This is a genomic window from Sphingobacterium tabacisoli (assembly GCF_017908035.1).
Lineage (GTDB): Bacteria > Bacteroidota > Bacteroidia > Sphingobacteriales > Sphingobacteriaceae > Sphingobacterium > Sphingobacterium tabacisoli.
In genome coordinates this window covers 197,703-214,384 of the sequence record NZ_JAEQMU010000001.1, presented here as the reverse complement: position 1 = coordinate 214,384, position 16,682 = coordinate 197,703, and the positions used below count along the sequence as shown (strand labels likewise).

At 43.5% G+C, this 16,682-nt stretch carries 13 protein-coding genes; all 13 read right to left on the bottom strand.

The window, feature by feature from the left end; all coding sequences use genetic code 11:
* Positions 1-5: 5 nt before the first annotated feature.
* Positions 6-569, bottom strand: coding sequence for an RNA polymerase sigma-70 factor (locus JKG64_RS00800; RefSeq protein WP_210352438.1), 564 nt, complete (start codon positions 567-569; stop codon positions 6-8).
* Positions 570-719: 150 nt separating this feature from the next.
* The gene (locus tag JKG64_RS00795) at positions 720-1,601 is read right to left on the bottom strand and encodes a PorP/SprF family type IX secretion system membrane protein (protein ID WP_210352437.1); all 882 of its coding nucleotides are present in this window, start codon (positions 1,599-1,601) and stop codon (positions 720-722) included.
* Positions 1,602-1,710: 109 nt separating this feature from the next.
* Entirely contained in the window at positions 1,711-7,953 is a 6,243-nt protein-coding gene (locus JKG64_RS00790) for a tandem-95 repeat protein (protein ID WP_210352436.1), read from the bottom strand.
* A gap of 35 nt (positions 7,954-7,988) precedes the next feature.
* Positions 7,989-8,924 (bottom strand): bifunctional UDP-sugar hydrolase/5'-nucleotidase, encoded by a 936-nt coding sequence (locus tag JKG64_RS00785; RefSeq protein ID WP_210352435.1) that lies wholly within the window; start codon positions 8,922-8,924, stop codon positions 7,989-7,991.
* Positions 8,925-8,957: 33 nt separating this feature from the next.
* Positions 8,958-9,539, bottom strand: a complete 582-nt coding sequence (locus tag JKG64_RS00780; RefSeq protein ID WP_210352434.1) for a phage tail protein — start codon at positions 9,537-9,539, stop codon at positions 8,958-8,960.
* Positions 9,540-9,545: 6 nt separating this feature from the next.
* Complete coding sequence (locus JKG64_RS00775; RefSeq protein ID WP_210352433.1) at positions 9,546-10,130, bottom strand: phage tail protein; 585 nt, start codon at positions 10,128-10,130, stop codon at positions 9,546-9,548.
* Positions 10,131-10,133: 3 nt separating this feature from the next.
* The gene (locus JKG64_RS00770; protein WP_246512446.1) at positions 10,134-10,706 is read right to left on the bottom strand and encodes a phage tail protein; all 573 of its coding nucleotides are present in this window, start codon (positions 10,704-10,706) and stop codon (positions 10,134-10,136) included.
* A gap of 18 nt (positions 10,707-10,724) precedes the next feature.
* Positions 10,725-11,651: a methionyl-tRNA formyltransferase gene (locus JKG64_RS00765; RefSeq protein WP_210352431.1), complete on the bottom strand. Its 927-nt coding sequence runs from the start codon at positions 11,649-11,651 to the stop codon at positions 10,725-10,727.
* Positions 11,652-11,657: 6 nt separating this feature from the next.
* Positions 11,658-12,707, bottom strand: a complete 1,050-nt coding sequence (locus JKG64_RS00760; RefSeq protein WP_210352430.1) for an ABC transporter substrate-binding protein — start codon at positions 12,705-12,707, stop codon at positions 11,658-11,660.
* Between the two features lie 13 nt (positions 12,708-12,720).
* On the bottom strand, positions 12,721-13,221 hold the full coding sequence (locus JKG64_RS00755; protein WP_210352429.1) for a hypothetical protein: 501 nt from the start codon (positions 13,219-13,221) through the stop codon (positions 12,721-12,723).
* A gap of 3 nt (positions 13,222-13,224) precedes the next feature.
* Positions 13,225-14,718, bottom strand: a complete 1,494-nt coding sequence (gene cysC / locus JKG64_RS00750; RefSeq protein WP_262897759.1) for an adenylyl-sulfate kinase — start codon at positions 14,716-14,718, stop codon at positions 13,225-13,227.
* Positions 14,718-15,653: a hypothetical protein gene (locus JKG64_RS00745; protein WP_210352427.1), complete on the bottom strand. Its 936-nt coding sequence runs from the start codon at positions 15,651-15,653 to the stop codon at positions 14,718-14,720. Before JKG64_RS00745 ends, cysC begins: the two co-directional genes overlap by 1 nt.
* Entirely contained in the window at positions 15,646-16,332 is a 687-nt protein-coding gene (locus JKG64_RS00740; protein WP_210352426.1) for an aspartyl/asparaginyl beta-hydroxylase domain-containing protein, read from the bottom strand. Before JKG64_RS00740 ends, JKG64_RS00745 begins: the two co-directional genes overlap by 8 nt.
* Positions 16,333-16,682: the final 350 nt, after the last annotated feature.

Sequence of the window (16,682 nt, the reverse complement as noted above, 5' to 3'; positions counted from 1 at the left end):
ATTGATTATAGAAAACAAGTAAAAAGTACCGCGATAACAGCACCAATACTTTCGCGTATACGTTTCAGTGCTACGGTAACATGGCCTTCCACCGTTTTGGGAGAGATCCCTAATTCCAATGCAATACATTTGACAGATAGGTATTCATTCCGGCTCATAGTATATACCTTCCGACATTTTTCAGGTAAGCTGTCAATGCAGGTATCCACTTGCTTTTGCAACTGCCGTAAATGAAGTGAAGCATCGGCTTCGGGAGCAAACAGTGATGGAAAGTTTCCCTTATCGATACTTTCATGAGATTTCAGTTGCTTTAGACTCTTTAGTACTAGTCTATACGATGTGGTAAACAGCCATCCTTTTATATTAATATGGATCATGGTATCCCAATGTTCCCAAAGACGCACAAAGGTATCCTGTACAATGTCTTCCGCTATTTGCTCATCGTTAAGAATACGGAGTGCGGTACGGTACAAAGGTTTCCAATAGAGGGCATAGACCTGATCGAACGTTACAGAACCCTCCTGTGGCAATGTGCTTGGTTCCGGATAAGCCTTAATATTGGTTTTCACTGTGTCGTGTATTTTACGCAACAAAATTATTAGCCCAATATTAGATAGTCAATAAGAGTCGATTAAGTAATTGTTAAATAGAGGGAGCCATTCTAGCATTCGCTAAAACGATCAGCGGTCCGAGGTATTTTCCTCAGACCGCTTTGCTTTTTATAGTAACCCCATTCCACCGAGTCGGTACCGGAAACCGACCTCATGCGTATTGGTTGATATCTTCTGGTTCAACGTATGTCCACTGACGCTGAACTGATAACTGTAGCCTACACCGAAGTTACCAAAATTGAGTTGCATCAGTCCAGATAGATCCCCCTGATTCTGTACGCCCATACCCAGACCGATCTTCGGCCCCATAAAGACCATCGCATTGATATCATAACGCGGTGACATCTCCTGCATATGACTCACCAGGAATGAAGGACGCAGCTTAAAAGTATCGTCCAGATGGAGCAATACCCCACCCGTTACATAGATCACATCGCGGAACTCATACTCCCGGTCTGTATTCCGTTTCAGTGAGAAGCGTGGCATGGACACCCCAACGTAAAATCGATCCTTCTGATAGTATGAGGTACTCACACTCAGTACGCCTGCCGTACCACGTACATCCTCCGAAAAGGCCGGATCCTGATCGTCCAGCTGCCGGTAGTTGCCCTGATAGAATAAGAGTCCGCCGCCCATCGATAGGCTCAGGTACTCATTCTCCCCAAGTTGCACCGCTTTGGCCGCATAGGCCGTAATTTCATTTTCACGCACCACACCCAGCGAGGCATTTTTAAAGTCCCCTCCTATGGCCAGTCCCAGGTTCTTCACCATACCATGACCCGACACCCACACCGATTTGGGCGCACCATCCACACCGGTCCACTGACTACGGCCCAAAGCCGCGAAACTGCCTCCCTGATCCATCGTACTTAGCGAAGAATTGAAACTGTTGCGCAACTGACCAAATTGGTTATAGCTAACCCCATGCTGTGCCATACCGCACAGTGGCAGTAGGGATAATAGGGTTATGATTGTATTTTTTGTTATCATGTTGTATTGTTATGTAGTTATGGAGTTATATGGTTATGTAGTTAAGGAGTTATACAGTTATGGAAGTCATAACCTCCATAACTTTTATAACCTTATCACCTAACCTTACCTAACGCCTAATCACAAAATATCCTTTCTCCCGCTTCCATACGCCATTATCCTTCAAATCGATATAATAGAAATAAGTGCCGTCACGGTGGTCTCTACCGAAGAACACCTTATCCCTGTTATCGTAGCCCTCGATCTCGGCCAGTACAGAACCGTTCTTATCAAAGATGGTCACCTTATTGTCCGTATAATCGCGGATACCTTCTATAATAAGGAACTCGTTGATACCGTCACCGTTTGGCGATAATGCCTGATGCACACGTATAGGCAACGGTGCCGAAGCATCATTGGCCACACGTACCGAAACCGTCACCGGACTTGCTGCTTCATAGTTTTCATTGCCGGATTGCATAGCCGTGATATGCACCGTACCCAGGCGGTGAACATGTAATTCTGTTCCCGATACTGTAGCCACCATCGGATCGTCCCCGGTCAATGTCACAGGAAGTCCACTGTTACTCTGTACATCCAGAGCAACTTTCCCCGCATCACGTCCTAATACCTCTGGTGTCATAAAGGTGATCGTCTGTTTAGCCTTACGGATCAACAAGGTTGCTGTAAAGGTTTCGCCAAAGTAGTTCGGTGTCTCTGCTATAACCGCTTTCACTTCATAACGACCGGCATTGATCTTATCGTTGTTTTGATAAGATACCGTCACGCCTATAGGAAGCTTACCATCCAATTGGATTGACTTCGCGGTCCCGTCGTATACCACCTCTTTATTTACGAATTTCAGCCCAGATAGCGTTGCTTTAGTAATCTTCAAATCCGCCCCTACATATCTAATGTTATAGTTTCCACCTGCAGATAGATTTCCCTGTCCAATAGTATAACTACCAACATCCTCTCCCGCAATACGGCTTACCTTTCCTGTCACCACAGAAGCCACGTCACCGTTACGTAGATCAGATGCTTTAACGGTATAGGTCAATACCGGATCAGACTCACCGTAGACTTTCGTCTTCGCATCAGCTGTTACAGTAAGAATAGCAGGTACTATAGTTAATGACTGCGAAACAGATAAAGCAGGCAAGTATTCATTATTTCCGGTCTGCGTAGCAGTAATAGTTACCGTTCCCACTTTCTTCGCATTCACTTTCCATTTACCACCGTCATTGCTGTCCTGATATACTTCGGCAATATTCGGATCAGACGACACAAACGACACAGCAAGATTCGATGTTGCAGAAGCAGTCAATACTACCCCCTGCTGACCATAAGTTAGGTTGGCTAATGCCGCAAAACTGATCGACTGTTCGCCCATCGTTTTTGCAGAAGCCAATGCTTCCGCACTCGTATTACCGATCTGATCCACTGCCACCAAATAGAACTCATACGTTTTTCCATTTGGAAGGCCTGCATATGTATAGCTTTCTATTCCTTTTACTACATCTGTCAAATGTGTTTTCACCCCACCTTCAGGTTTTACAGAGAGTATGTATTTCTCAAAATCAGGCTCCATATTAGCAGACCAAGCGAGCGAGACCTGTCCGTTCTGACCTATAGCTGTAAAAGTAGCGGGAACAGCAGGTGGTCTGGTATCCACTTTTACACCTGTAGTATTTCCAACCGAGTTGAGTGTCAACACCGCATTGTTGCCTGCAGCATCTCTGATGGTACCCCCATTCAATGATAAAGCACCTACTGCAATACCATCATGGTCTTCCAAGCCGTCAACCACTACATAGCGGAATACGAGTGCAGGGCTTCCAGAACCAGACAGGTAATTCGCATATGCCGTCTGTCCCCCAATCGTAAGCGATAGTCGAGGCGTTCCTCCTACCGTATTTACTAGCACAGCTTCCGAGAAGTTAACCGTAAAGTCCAGGTTTTGATTAAGTAGATAATAGCCATTTGTAGGCACAGCTACCGATGTCACTGTAGGTACAACTCCATCTATCACAATAGCACGTTGCCCAGCAATGGAATTTGAACTGCCAACAGTTGGCAGAGTCAATATGGCAACGTCATCGTGGATATTTTTAATACTCGAACCATTCAAAGAAAGTGCTGCAGTCGATTGATAATCCAGATCGGCAGATATGTCTCCAGACTGTACCGTATAGTTAAATGTCAAGGTATTACTTCCGTCACCACTTACATAAGTTGACATCCGATCGATTGCTCCCGTCTCCAATAAAAGGGTAGGTATACCCCCACCTGTATTGACCATCACCGTCTGATCGAAAGTCACTGTCAGTGCAATGACATCATCTACTTTATAGGTACCATTAGCCGTTGAAGCGCTGACCGAAATTACTTTCGGACTAATCGAGTTGACTGTAATAGCTATATTGTCGGTATCCGTTTTAGCCCCACCCGAGCCCGAATTGCCCAGATCATCTGTTATTATCTGTAAGGAAGCAGGTCCATTATAACCTGGGGTTGGTCTAAATACAAGTCCATTCAACGCGTTATTAATATTTACTATTGTTCCCTTAAAAGTCAAGGATGCATCATTTGTCCCGGTACCCACAGAAAACAAAAGTCCACTAGTGCTGCCAAGCGTCATTCGGCCATTCGTTGCGACTAAATTGACCTGAACATCTGAAGATCCTGCATCCACATCCGATATGGAGATCATATTACTATTTGCGCTGTTGAATACCAATGTAGCATCCTGATCCACAGATTGCGCTCCAGGTACGGAATTGACCGGTGCATCGTTGACAGCGGTAACCAATAATGGAGTAGTTTTGGAATCCGACAAGGCTGTTCCGCCCGTGTGTCCATTATCGTTAATAGATACCGTCAATGTCACATTAGAAGTTGCGTTACTCGCCGTGGTAAATGTTACAGCTCCAGCTGCGATAAAGGCATTGATATCAGAAACGCTTCCACTAAGTGTCAAGATTGCTGCCGTTCCGCCTACTGTGATACCCATTCCTGATGGCGCACTGAGCGTACCAGTCGGCACAGAAAAAGTAACTGTTACGGAATTCGTACCCGCATCTACATCGCTAAAACTTATTCCTTTAAGCGCCGTCGCAACGTCTTCCGTTACAGCAATACTCACAGGTACGGTCACTACAGGCGCATCATTTACCGGATTAACGGTTATAGTAACGGTCGCTATATTACTAAATAAATTCCCATCAGACACTTTATAGGTAAAGGTATCCGTTCCGTTGAAATTAGCACTAGGAACATAAGTAAATGAGCCATCTGCATTTAAGGTCAACGATCCATTGCTAGGTCCAGTAACAAATATAGCAGTTAATGCATCACCTTCTACATCAGTATCATTTTCCAATACTCCAGGCGCTTGTACAATCAACGTCCTATCTTCATCAACGCTATAAGAATCATTCATAGCAACAGGCGCATCGTTGACAGCGATCACGGAGACAGTTTTCGTAGCGGCCACAGATTCCTTACCACCATCGTGTACTTTGAAGTTTATCGTACGGTTTGCTGTTGACGGATTTTGCGACGAGTTATCATATTTAACAGCAGACAAAGCTGATTGCCATTGTGCCAAAGTAGCCGTTGCTCCAGCAGAGCTAAGTGTCAATACCCCTGTTGCGTTATTGTATGGCCCTGCCGTTATATTACCCATTGTAGTCCCACTATTGGCAAATTCCAACACATCTTGTCCAGATTGGAAATTACCCGTAATCGCTACTGTTGCCGAGGCTAAGGTTGTATTATCCGGATCAGAAACTGTAAGAGCAGCATCTACTACAGCCGCTGTTCCTTCAGTGTATGTTGTATTGCCACCACTAGTGGTTACTATCGGCGCATCATTCACCGCGACGACACTTACGGTAGATGCTATCGATAATGTTGTCATATCGACACCACCATTAGTAGTGCCTCCGTTATCCTGTATAGAAGATAACGTTATAACACGGTTTGCTGTATTTGGATTAGCACTTGCATTACGATAAGTTATTCCGTTAACTACGTCCTGCATAATAGCAGGAGAGATCCCCCCAACTTTACTCAGCTGCACAGTCACCGATGATCCAGTTACAGAAAGATCTAGTGTAAGCCCGTTTGTTCCTGTGGTCTTTGTGCCAGATACTAGCGGAACATCAAAACCATCTATTTTCAATATCTCCTGATTACCATCCGACACATTAGCTACGGTAAGCGTTAGTTTACTTATTGCCTGTCCAGCTTCAATTGTACTTATAGTAGTTCCACTGAATAACGAAACAGCAGAAGCTCCCTCGGTGAAAGTTGGGTTTATGGCTGTCGCAGTAAGTGTTGGCGCATCATTGATGGCCGTAATCTGTACAGTAACATTAGCCGGAGTACTTGTACCACCATCGCCATCATTAATTGTGACTGCTATCGTACGCGCTAAGGTGGAAGGATCCGTCGTATTGGTATTGATATACATCAAGTTTCTCAAAAGAGCCTGAACAACAGCCGGAGTTGCAGCGCTATTTAACGAAATCACCAAATCATTTGTTCCTGTTCCACCAGTCCAAGTACCGATCGTAGTACCTTCGTAAGTCACATTACTACCCGATACACCGATCAGTCCCGCACCTGTTCCTTGATTGCGAATAGAAAGTACATCTTCGGCACCTACACGATTAGCTGTAATCACAACCCTCACATTACCTCCATCAAAATCCGGAGAGTCCGAATCCGTTACGGTTGCGTTAGAAGTTGCATCGATAGCTACAGCAGCGCCTCTCTCTGTGTAAGTAACTGCGTCACCGTTCAGGTTACTGATAACAGGGGGTTGATTCGTGACTACGGTTAACATTCCAGAACTTGAAGTAACTCCAGGTGTACAAGCACCATTAGCAACCAGTCTATACTTGTAACCGTTCATTCCGACTGTCGCCCCAGTTATGGTTAAAGTAGCCGTAGTAGCGCCAGAATAAACACCTCCATCGGCAATACCTGAAAATCCGGATCCTTGATCAACCTGCCATTGATAACCTGTGGCGTTAGCTACTGTAGCTGTAAAAGTTGTGTTAGTTCCCACGAGAGTAGTACTATTTGTCGGTTGAGCAGAAATAGATGGAGCGACGTTAACCATCAATGTTACCACCGTAGAAACAGTAGTACCACAACTATTTGTCGCGCTCAATCGATATTGATAGCCATTCATACCAGCTGTTGCGCCAGTAATAGACAGACCTGCCGTACTCGCGCCAGAATACACACCGCCATCAGTTATTGCCGTAAAACCGCTGCCCGTATTGACTTCCCATCGGAGCCCACCTGAAGCGTTGGCAACTGTTGTTGAAAGGCTCGAATTAGATCCTGCACATACAGTGGGATTCGTAGGCTGTACGCTAAACGAAGGTAAGGGGGTTAATGTCGCAGCCACAGGTATATTTTTATTGGTAGCACCGGTAGATCCTAAAGTCAAATTACCAGAACTGGTAACTGCCGCAACTACTGTACGCACATATACCGTTGTTTTAGAAACAGTATTACCTATTGCCGGGATGAACAGATTGTTTGTAAAACCTGAACCACTAGTCAGGGAATACTCATAGGTAACGTTTCCACTTAATGTTACAGGGCCACTTAATAGTTCGCCATACACATCAAAACTCTGTTCCGCTGAATTGACGTTGGCACAGCTTGCAAAAGGTGTAAGTTTACCCGCTTTGAACACTGTAGGACCCGAAAAATAAGCGGGTCTCCAGGTTAAGGCATCCAGACCTATGTAGTTGAACGGAGAGGTAGCTTTAATTTCCAACTCATCAATGATTTCCAAGCTGTTATTAACGCCGCCCGCCATTACAAGGTCAATCAATGTATAACCGTTGTTAGTACTTAAAGACTGTACGTAATTATGCGTATCTGATAGATCGACGGTAAATACCTCTCGACCACCCAGTTTACCAATTATCTGAACAGTCCCCTTATCAACCTGAACCGTATTAAAATCAGAAAGAAACAAATAAAATTTCTGAATCTGAATTTTGGAACCGTCGGTCGTTTTTATGGAAAAACCTGGATTTGTAGACGCATTTGTACTATCGTTGTCTATATATTTATGGTCGTTAATGGTACCATTAAAACCAGTGGAGGGATAGCTTCCCTGTATCTTGAAATCTGATGTTTCGGTGAATCCCCCAGGCTCGAGCGTGCTGGAGCTAATTATGCTAAAAGATTTACCATTGCTGGTAAAAGTCGCTTGGCCAGCAGTCGCATTCTCGAAAGATTCGGTATGCCAAACTTGTGTCCATCCCTCCACCTGTCCGAAAACAAGAAAGAAACAAAGGATTAATAAGCGCCGCACAAAAAAAGTTATTATCGTTTTCATTATTATTCTCGATTAATAATTGTTTGTATTTATAATTACCCCAGTATGCGCTGTGTATCAGACACCGTCCCCTCTGACTGAAGTAATTTAATTTTTGCCCATACAGTTGCATTTCGCGCATAAGGATCCGAACACATCAAGTGTCGATGATCAAAGCCTATACGCTGTCCATCCTCATTAAATACAATAATAGATTTAGAGATGAACTCCTGAGACGCACTGCTGAGGATGACTTCGCTTTTTTGACTATTACTCACCACCGTGGCCGGTTTAATCTTAGCTGTATCACTCGCTCCCAGGATAAAGTCTATGTCAGCACTCTCCTGAGCAAACTGCTTACTCACTTCAGATTCCGTTAGACAAATGACGATATCACAGGACTTTCGCTTTTTGAGATGCACGGCCACCCGATTTGCGGCGACTATCGGATCTTGCGCATTCAACGCAGTAGAACTGATCATCTTGCCTACACCTGTTATGCCTATTGTTTTCATCTTCGTCTTATAGATCACATAGGGCATTACATCCGCTTTGAGTCTACTATCTTTAAATTCATAATTACAATTGACCAGCGGAAAATCAAGCTTAGATACTATTCCTGAAAGATCTTCGGGAGCTAAGTTCAATAACTCTGACCCGAGTAGCGAGGCCTTCAGGTTCAACGAATTAATTGCATTCAACATATTTCTTGACAGTACTTTCCCTTTCGACAAAGGAAATAGGCCACCTGTATCCAGTAGCAATCCATATCCCTGCTCGATGTACAACAATGATTTTAATTCCGGCAGGCTGCCTGTGACAGCTAACTCCTGGAGATTATGACTATGATAAAGTACCAGTTCCTTATTTGCCTCTATATGCTCCATTCCTTTTACCAACGCAGTTGCCGCATTAGTATTATTGGCAAGCAGCGTAGCCCCGAATAGCGCGGCACCCTGCTTAAAAAATAACCTTCTTGAATTACTACTCATCGCGATATCTTATGCTTAACGTACTCCATGTTATTAATTGCGGGCCGGAAACTCACCACGCATACATATTATAAAATTCATACCTATACTGGGTTGTATATTGTCATGCCCCCCCCCTCCCCCTGCGGATTGGAGGATTAAATTTACACTCGACTGACTGCTTTGATTAACCAGTACATCACCAACCTCACTGCTAAACCGCACAATAGGCACGTCAGTCTTGTCGACGACATATTTGGTTTTGGCAAGAGATAATCCGCTGGTCGGTATAGCTATATCAGCTAGTGCCGAGGACACTTTCATAGCTCCATTGACGACGAGCCCATGTGTATGTGATGGTATTTCATTTGTGTTTAAAGTGACAATGTTCGTCCCCCCTGCTTCTCCGCTAATACGCGGTGTGAGTCCTGGCCCATTCCCGCTACCTATCACCGTTCGACCAGCGAGATTAGGCAATCCAAAAGTACTCTGCCCATTTCCGCCGTAGGTAGTTCCCAAAATACTGAATAGGGCCGTATTAGATGCTATAGCGATTATTTGCCCATTACAAAACGCCCAATTGTAAGGGGGAAAATTACCAGCAAACATTCTTATTTCTCCAATAGTTCCGTCCATAATTTTTTAGTTTCTAGAAGGAAATATTCCTTCAACACAAATAATATAATTTAATACCAAAAAGGGCTGCATATTGTCGTGCGGCAAGGAACCACCAACATTGGTCATATTGACCGTCACGCTCGATGTATCCACACTCTGCGCAGCTAACGCCGTATCCGGTGCAGCAGCGATATAGCCTAGGTAGTTGATCCCCGTTTCATTTAGATTTGCTAGATGATCTCCAACTGCGGGATCCGTCTTGGTCGCATCTATAGCACTTACATTCAAAGTCAGTCCAGACACGGGCAGATTGTTGCCATGGGTATGCTGGGGCATCTGTTGTGATGTTAAACTTACTGTCTCCGAACCGAATTGCTGTCCCAAAACACGATTAGTCAATCCTGTCCCCTGTAACGTTCCTACACCTGCTCTCCCTGCAAAATTGGGTAGCATAAAAGTAGTCACCCCATCACCGCCATAAGTCGCACCGATCAACGCAAATAGCGTTTCATATTGAGAGATAGCCAACAGCTGTCCCTTACAGAACATCCAACCTCGAGGCTCAAAATTGCCAGCAAAATACCGGACTTCAGCAATATATCCTTCCATATGCTAATTTCTTGATGGATAAATTCCGTATAAACAAATAATATAATTAATTCCTAAACTGGGTTGCATATTGTTATGCGGCTGATTAGCCCCAGTAGATTGTGTGTCAGCGGTAGCTTGTACTGTATTTGCGTGTAGGGTTACCGTACCTGACGCTGTGTCAAAACCCTTTACTTTTGTTTTAGCCCGCCCGGCAGACCGTGCCGGGATCGCCAGATAGCTACTGCTTGAAGGCGAACTTTGATTAGCAATCGCATTTCTAGCCTTCACCCCAATATTTCCAGCTATGGATGTCGGGTGGTTGTGTGGAGGTAAATTAGTCATAGTCAGGGTAACCGATTCGCTACCGATTGTATTTCCTAGGACAAATGTCAGCCCCAGATTATTTGTACCTGTTCCTACAGGTGTTCTTCCCCTAAAATCAGGAAGCGCAACTGTAGTGACCCCATTTCCGCCAAATGTTGTCCCCAACAACGAGAATAACGCTTGATTTTGGTTTATTGCTAATAGCTGTCCGCTACAATAAGCCCAGTTTTTAGGGGCAAAATTGGCTGCAAACATTCTTATTTCTGCCATCGTTCCGTCCATATTTCTTTAATTTAATTGATGTCCTTGTTGTATACCTAAGTAAAAAAGTTTGGCTCCTGAAAAATAGCCATCAGCAAGCTGTACGACGAGCAGCCGAATAAACTGTCCATCTGCGCAAGCCACCACAGGCCCGTACAACGCATCTGAAAAGACGATTTCGCCCGCCTTGTAGTTCCGACTATTTTCAAAGTTGATGATATCCATATCCAAAACCCGCAGCTCCATATCTCCAAAATAACAGCTTGCACCACCGTAAGTTGGATTTGTCGCTGCTATAAGGGATTTTATTTCTAAGGCCGTTTGCTCCTGCCACTTTATTCTCAAATCCAGTTCTTCTGGCCGCTTCGAAAAGTCTATGTCTGCTATAGGTTCCTGAGACCTTTCTGTCAAGCGGTCATTCATCAATCCTTCCAACCAACCTTTGACCAAGCCTACCGTTTCGAATGCCACACGCTTCCTAACTAAACCATAATTATCCATTGCATTTGCAACAAACTGAGTTTGCTGGACTATAGGCCCGGCATCGAGCAGATGGGTCATTTTATGAATACAGATACCAATCTCTGGTTCTCCATTAGCGATCTGCCAAAATAAGGGATCTGCTCCCCTATACTTTGGTAAAAAGCCCGGATGTATATTGTAAAAACCATACCTGGGTATTGCCAATACCTGTTGTGGAATACGGTAAGGAAAACCAAATACTAATAATACCTCGATCTTTTTACCCTGTATCCAATCAGTCAACCGGGATTGCCAATCCGCGTCGGGTATCACTTGTATGAGTTCATCCGGTACATTAGCGGCTCGCAATTGCATCCCTATCAAAGGAGCGCTTTTGTGCCACAGCCCTACAGCTACCAAATTGGCCGTCTGTGCGAGATAGCTCAGTGTCGGTATCAGCATTTCGGTATTTCCTAGAAATCCTATTCTCATCTTGTGTTAATTGGCTAAATAACTATTTGACCATCCCGTGCTTATTTGATTTTCAAAGCCTTCTACAATCAAATCATCCAAACTCTTGACACCCGTAGTAGCTATTGCGAATTTGAATGTCTCCATATCGGCTTGTCCATTCCATTGTACGCAGGACAATATGGATGTAAAATTTTCTACTTCTTCGACTTGTTCTGTTTCTTCGTGCAACATGCCCTGTATACGATCGGCCAGCAACCTGCCAAAAGCTTCGTATAAACCCGTCACCGTCGACTGCCCCAACAGCTCCACACTAAAAAATGCGCTCATTGCCGAAGTATCGGTTGTCTGATCCTGCCCTATCCCGGACGATTCCCTAAAAAAGGGTAGTCCAACCAAAGGCAGCTCCGACACGTCAGCGTGTCGGTAGGCAGACGCAAACAGCGCTGCCTCCTGCCCATGAAACAATGCTACGACAAAATCAACTTGTTCCACAGTGAGGTCGGCCAACAGATCTGTATACGCAGCCTCCTCCATCGCTCTACCATGTGGCACTATCCTAAAATAAAGTTGACTCTCGGGATTGAAGGCCTTCATTCCTAAATCGAAGAGTGCGCCGAAGCCAAAACCAGCCTCATAAAAACTTTCGCACAAAACGGCTGTTGATCCAAAATGTTGACTCGCATAATAACCCAAGGCATATACATCCTTCCAGATATCTAAGGATAGTGGCACTACATATTGCAGTGTTGTCAGCTTTTTCGGAATATGTTCGCCAAGATGACAGGCAACAACAGGCTTTTGATACTTCGCTACGATCCGATCGATCTCTTCCATCTCGGCAGCAGAAATTAATCCCACGACAAGATCGACCTCTTCAAACTCGAAACATTTGACCAATGCTTCTTCAATTCGGTCTTTAGTAAATTTTTTAATCAATTCTACAGCATATTCTGTTGCAATATGCACCAACTCCTCTTTCAGTCCTTTTAGAAAAGCCCTACCGATAGGATAGCTCGTATTACTCGGTAGTAATACGCCTATTCTTAACACGTTTCCCTTTTGCTTAATCTTCATCTTTTATCTCCTATCAATCTCTTAACCATTTTTTCATTTTGGGATAGCCCTCTCTATCGTCTCCCGAGTCCTGCAGTCCTAGTGTACATAATCCCCAATATTGCAACAGCGGCGTAAACAAATAATTACCTGAAGTATAATTATCAATCAGCATCTCCGAATCATTCTTATAGCCATCTGCATGAAATAAGACTTCAATGGGCATCTCCAGATGACATGCAGCGGCATAACTCCAAGCAATAGCACTCAGCTCATAGCCCTCTAACGTATGCACAGGAATGTCGCTTGCATTCAAGTTACCGCTACTTTGCACACGCTCTTCTGGAGTCATCACCGCGATATGTCCCGCTTCATGCAATACATCTCCTGGATATTTGAGGGTCGACCTATCTACAATTAAACTCCCCGACTGTATCTCGACACCTGGCAAGAAACAATCTTTCTCCAAGGTCTGCTCTTTTACAGGTATTCCAATCTCTTCCAAAAACGATATAATTCGCGTTGTCCAGATCATATCTTATATCTCTATTTTATGGTAAGCAACATATTGTACAAAACGAGGCTTACTTGAGGTATTAGCGGTAGCCGCATGTGGCAAAGATTCAAGCCACAGGATAAGGTCTCCCTTTTTTCCGTGGAGCTTGATAGCCAATCCTTGTTCTTTTAACCATTCCATGCTCTTCTCCGGAGAACCATGCTCTTTCAATAGCTCTTCGACTTTATTTTGATAACCTGGAACAAGGCTAAAAGCTCCTCCCTCAGTCTCCACGTCATCTAGATACAATACCCCCTGTATGTAGTATCTTACCCCTCGGTCAAAGTCTATATCCCAATGTAGGTCAGTACCTCTAAACTTATTTGATATTGTTTCCGGGGGATTATAACCTAAGGGCAAAGTCTGGGAAACGATTGACTTTTGCTGATATAGGTCTTCAAATACCCTTCGTACCTTGGTGTTTGTTTTAATCTTTTTAGATGCAGGGGTTGTTAAGGATGGTAACATGATACTCTGTATTTTGCTACCATTTGTAGGCCACCAACTTTCCGGTCTATTGAGATCCACTTCTAAATATTCACAGATCTGTTGTTTGACACTATCACATTCTTCCTCCTCCACCAAGCCCGACAATTGTATGTATCCTTTTTCCTGCCAATGTTGCCATTGTTCATCTGTCAACAATTGCCTCTGATAATCTTCATCCAGATTCAGATCATGTAAAAGCCGATAAAACTCCATTACTTTTTCGTCGATAGAAGTTGTGCAATCACTTTTTTTGATCCATTGCGCTAAGTGTGCTACATCCTTACATTCATTGAGTAAGAAAAACAACAGATCAAAAATCGGAATCTCAAATAGGGCACGGAACACCTGCTCCTGAGCTATATATTGATCATTTCTCTTTTTAAGTCCGTTTTTCGCGTTTAAAAATAGCGACTCCAAAAAGCTATGATAAAAAATATCGGCTTGGTGTTGTTCTATAAATGTTTTCAACCACACCGTTACCTGCTCGACAGCTTCATTTACACCATCAGCGCCAGTATCTATCGTCCACTTTGCAGTAGTAGGCTGTTCAAAAGGATCTGATATTCCCGTAAAATTGCAAATTCTATCCGGATGTCCCTCAGGAAGCAATGCCTTTTGATAAAGACCTTTAGGATCTCTTGCTATCAGTTGTTCCAATTCACATTTCACATACAGTAGTGGGCTATTATACATGTATCTGAGAGACTCCCTTCCTTCCTCAAAAGGATTTATCGCTGCTATAATAACCAGGTCATAAATCTCAGACAATTCATACGCCCGTGCCGCTAAACGCTTAATATTAGTCAGGCGATCCTCTCGACTGAATCCCAATTCTTTGCATAAGGTTTTACGATATTCATCCGCATCCATCACATAGGCCTTATAGCCCTGTCTTGCCAAAACTTCCTGCAAGCCAAAAGCCAGGGTCGTCTTACCAGCACCCGACATTCCTGTCATTTGGATAATTATACCCTTTCGCCGCGACATCATATTAACTCCTCATATTGTGAATAAACACTTAAACAGTGCTCGTATAAAGCACTATCTTCCTCTTCCTGTAATTCAGCAAATACCTGATCTGGATATTTACTGTGTTTATTTAATCGAGTCACTGCAGCCTCCGATGTGCTCAGCTGTGTGCCCACATGCGCATCAAAATCAGCCAATAACCCCATCATACCCCAAGCATAATCATAAAAATGATCTAAGTGATTATCCTGCAACCTAATATTTATCAAGCCTTTATAAAAGCTACGCAACACATCGGCTGTAAACTGCGAAAAATCGCGATAATGCCGCTCCGCAACTTGAACCGAATTTGCCATCTCCGATAAATACCCCGGTATCATATGAATTCCCCGTCGTTTTTCATGCGATTGGATAATTGCTTTAGGTTCCCTACTCAAAAAATAAAAAGGTGTATCCGAAAACCACCTCCTTAACAAATTATATTTATGGATATGCCAACTGTCCAATTTGATAAACAATTGTTCTTGTCCTAAGCGTTTCTGACCCAAAAAAGTCAATGTAGCCTTAAAGAATCGCTCTTTTGAAATTCCTTCGGGCAATAGTACCTCGTCCATATGCAAGATATCGTCCAATAAAGGTGCCTCTGGAATAACTACGTATTTTTGATCTGCCACCAAGCATTGCGACAGCAAGGTGGAACCACAGCGACTCACATGAAAAATAAACGCTGTAACCGTACTTGAGTCAATCCGCGCCGCCCATTCACATAAGCTCCGGATATCAGACTGTGATACCAGTCGGCCTCTTCCTTTATTTTTGGCATATATCTTATTATCAAGAATCGTTTCATCAAAGAACGGTTCCGCTATAAAACGATCCTCTAGATCGAGCCATAGCACACTTACCTCTTGGTCTACTACCTCTAATTTATATGGAATCCAATTGCTAAGCATCCTGAAGTTCCTTTTTGAGTTGCAGTACCAGTTGTCTAGCTCCTTCACCCTCCATCATTTCCAATTGCGCTATCATCGCTCTTTTTGTAGCCTCATCATAATCGGGCTTAGGTGCTTCTTTGTAGCCATTTTCAAAAAACCACGTATCCGTATCTTCATCTCTTATGCCATCGACAACCAGGTGAACCCGCACTTGATTACTTTTATTTATAATCTGATGCGTTTTAGAAAAATCGAGATACCAGCAGCTCCCCTCCTCCATAACGATACGTTCGCCTTCGAGATAGAATTCTACATCCGGATGGGTACAAACTGGAACATGTATCCGATACACTCCATCAGTATAGGAGCATCCTGAATCTTTATGTGGTTTGATTTCCGCTCCCGGATACAACGCCATTAACCGGATCGATTCTTTGGCTCCAGGAATACTGTCTATCACCGTGCGCATATAAGGAAGCTGATCCAAAAGCGGCGTGTCTTCATAAGACCTCTCACCACCGAAACCAACAATAGTTTCATTACGACCATCTACAGACCGTAAAGAAATACACGTCCATTTACCCTCATAATCCCGCTGATTGAAATGCTGTATCCAATCATACTGCACACAACCTTGCAGCTCCTTCTGGAGTAGAGTGACTTCATAGGTTCTATTGAATCGAATTGAATTACACACGTTGCTAAATAATTGCTGTGGCTAAAATTAATTTTAAAAACTAAAAAAGATACTATCCAAGGGGGGGACAATTGGGGGACAAATGAAGGACAAATTCTTAAAACACTATTCTACAAGCAAATAACAACCTATCCAAAACAGCCTAGAAGCTCTTCCAACTCCTCCAATCAAGCTCCTGAAATAGTAAAAATTAGTTTTTAAGGTAAGTCGTGATATGGATATTTCATAATCAAATTATATTTCATAAGTAGTTTGGTCTGTCATCCGCGCCTAGCTTTACCTGCTATGCACCTCTTTAAAGACAGCGTAAAATTATTCCATTTCAATGATATTTTCTTTCTATGCCATTT

What these genes read in the sequence shown, in the direction of transcription:
- JKG64_RS00780 (WP_210352434.1), bottom strand. Translation starts at nt 9,539, where the DNA reads ATGGACGGAACTATTGGAGAAATAAGAATGTTTGCTGGTAATTTTCCC.
- JKG64_RS00760 (WP_210352430.1), bottom strand. Translation starts at nt 12,707, where the DNA reads ATGAAGATTAAGCAAAAGGGAAACGTGTTAAGAATAGGCGTATTACTA.
- JKG64_RS00785 (WP_210352435.1), bottom strand. Translation starts at nt 8,924, where the DNA reads ATGAGTAGTAATTCAAGAAGGTTATTTTTTAAGCAGGGTGCCGCGCTA.
- JKG64_RS00790 (WP_210352436.1), bottom strand. Translation starts at nt 7,953, where the DNA reads ATGAAAACGATAATAACTTTTTTTGTGCGGCGCTTATTAATCCTTTGT.
- JKG64_RS00775 (WP_210352433.1), bottom strand. Translation starts at nt 10,130, where the DNA reads ATGGAAGGATATATTGCTGAAGTCCGGTATTTTGCTGGCAATTTTGAG.
- JKG64_RS00765 (WP_210352431.1), bottom strand. Translation starts at nt 11,651, where the DNA reads ATGAGAATAGGATTTCTAGGAAATACCGAAATGCTGATACCGACACTG.
- JKG64_RS00770 (WP_246512446.1), bottom strand. Translation starts at nt 10,706, where the DNA reads ATGGCAGAAATAAGAATGTTTGCAGCCAATTTTGCCCCTAAAAACTGG.
- JKG64_RS00755 (WP_210352429.1), bottom strand. Translation starts at nt 13,221, where the DNA reads ATGATCTGGACAACGCGAATTATATCGTTTTTGGAAGAGATTGGAATA.
- JKG64_RS00795 (WP_210352437.1), bottom strand. Translation starts at nt 1,601, where the DNA reads ATGATAACAAAAAATACAATCATAACCCTATTATCCCTACTGCCACTG.
- JKG64_RS00745 (WP_210352427.1), bottom strand. Translation starts at nt 15,653, where the DNA reads ATGCTTAGCAATTGGATTCCATATAAATTAGAGGTAGTAGACCAAGAG.
- cysC (WP_262897759.1), bottom strand. Translation starts at nt 14,718, where the DNA reads ATGTCGCGGCGAAAGGGTATAATTATCCAAATGACAGGAATGTCGGGT.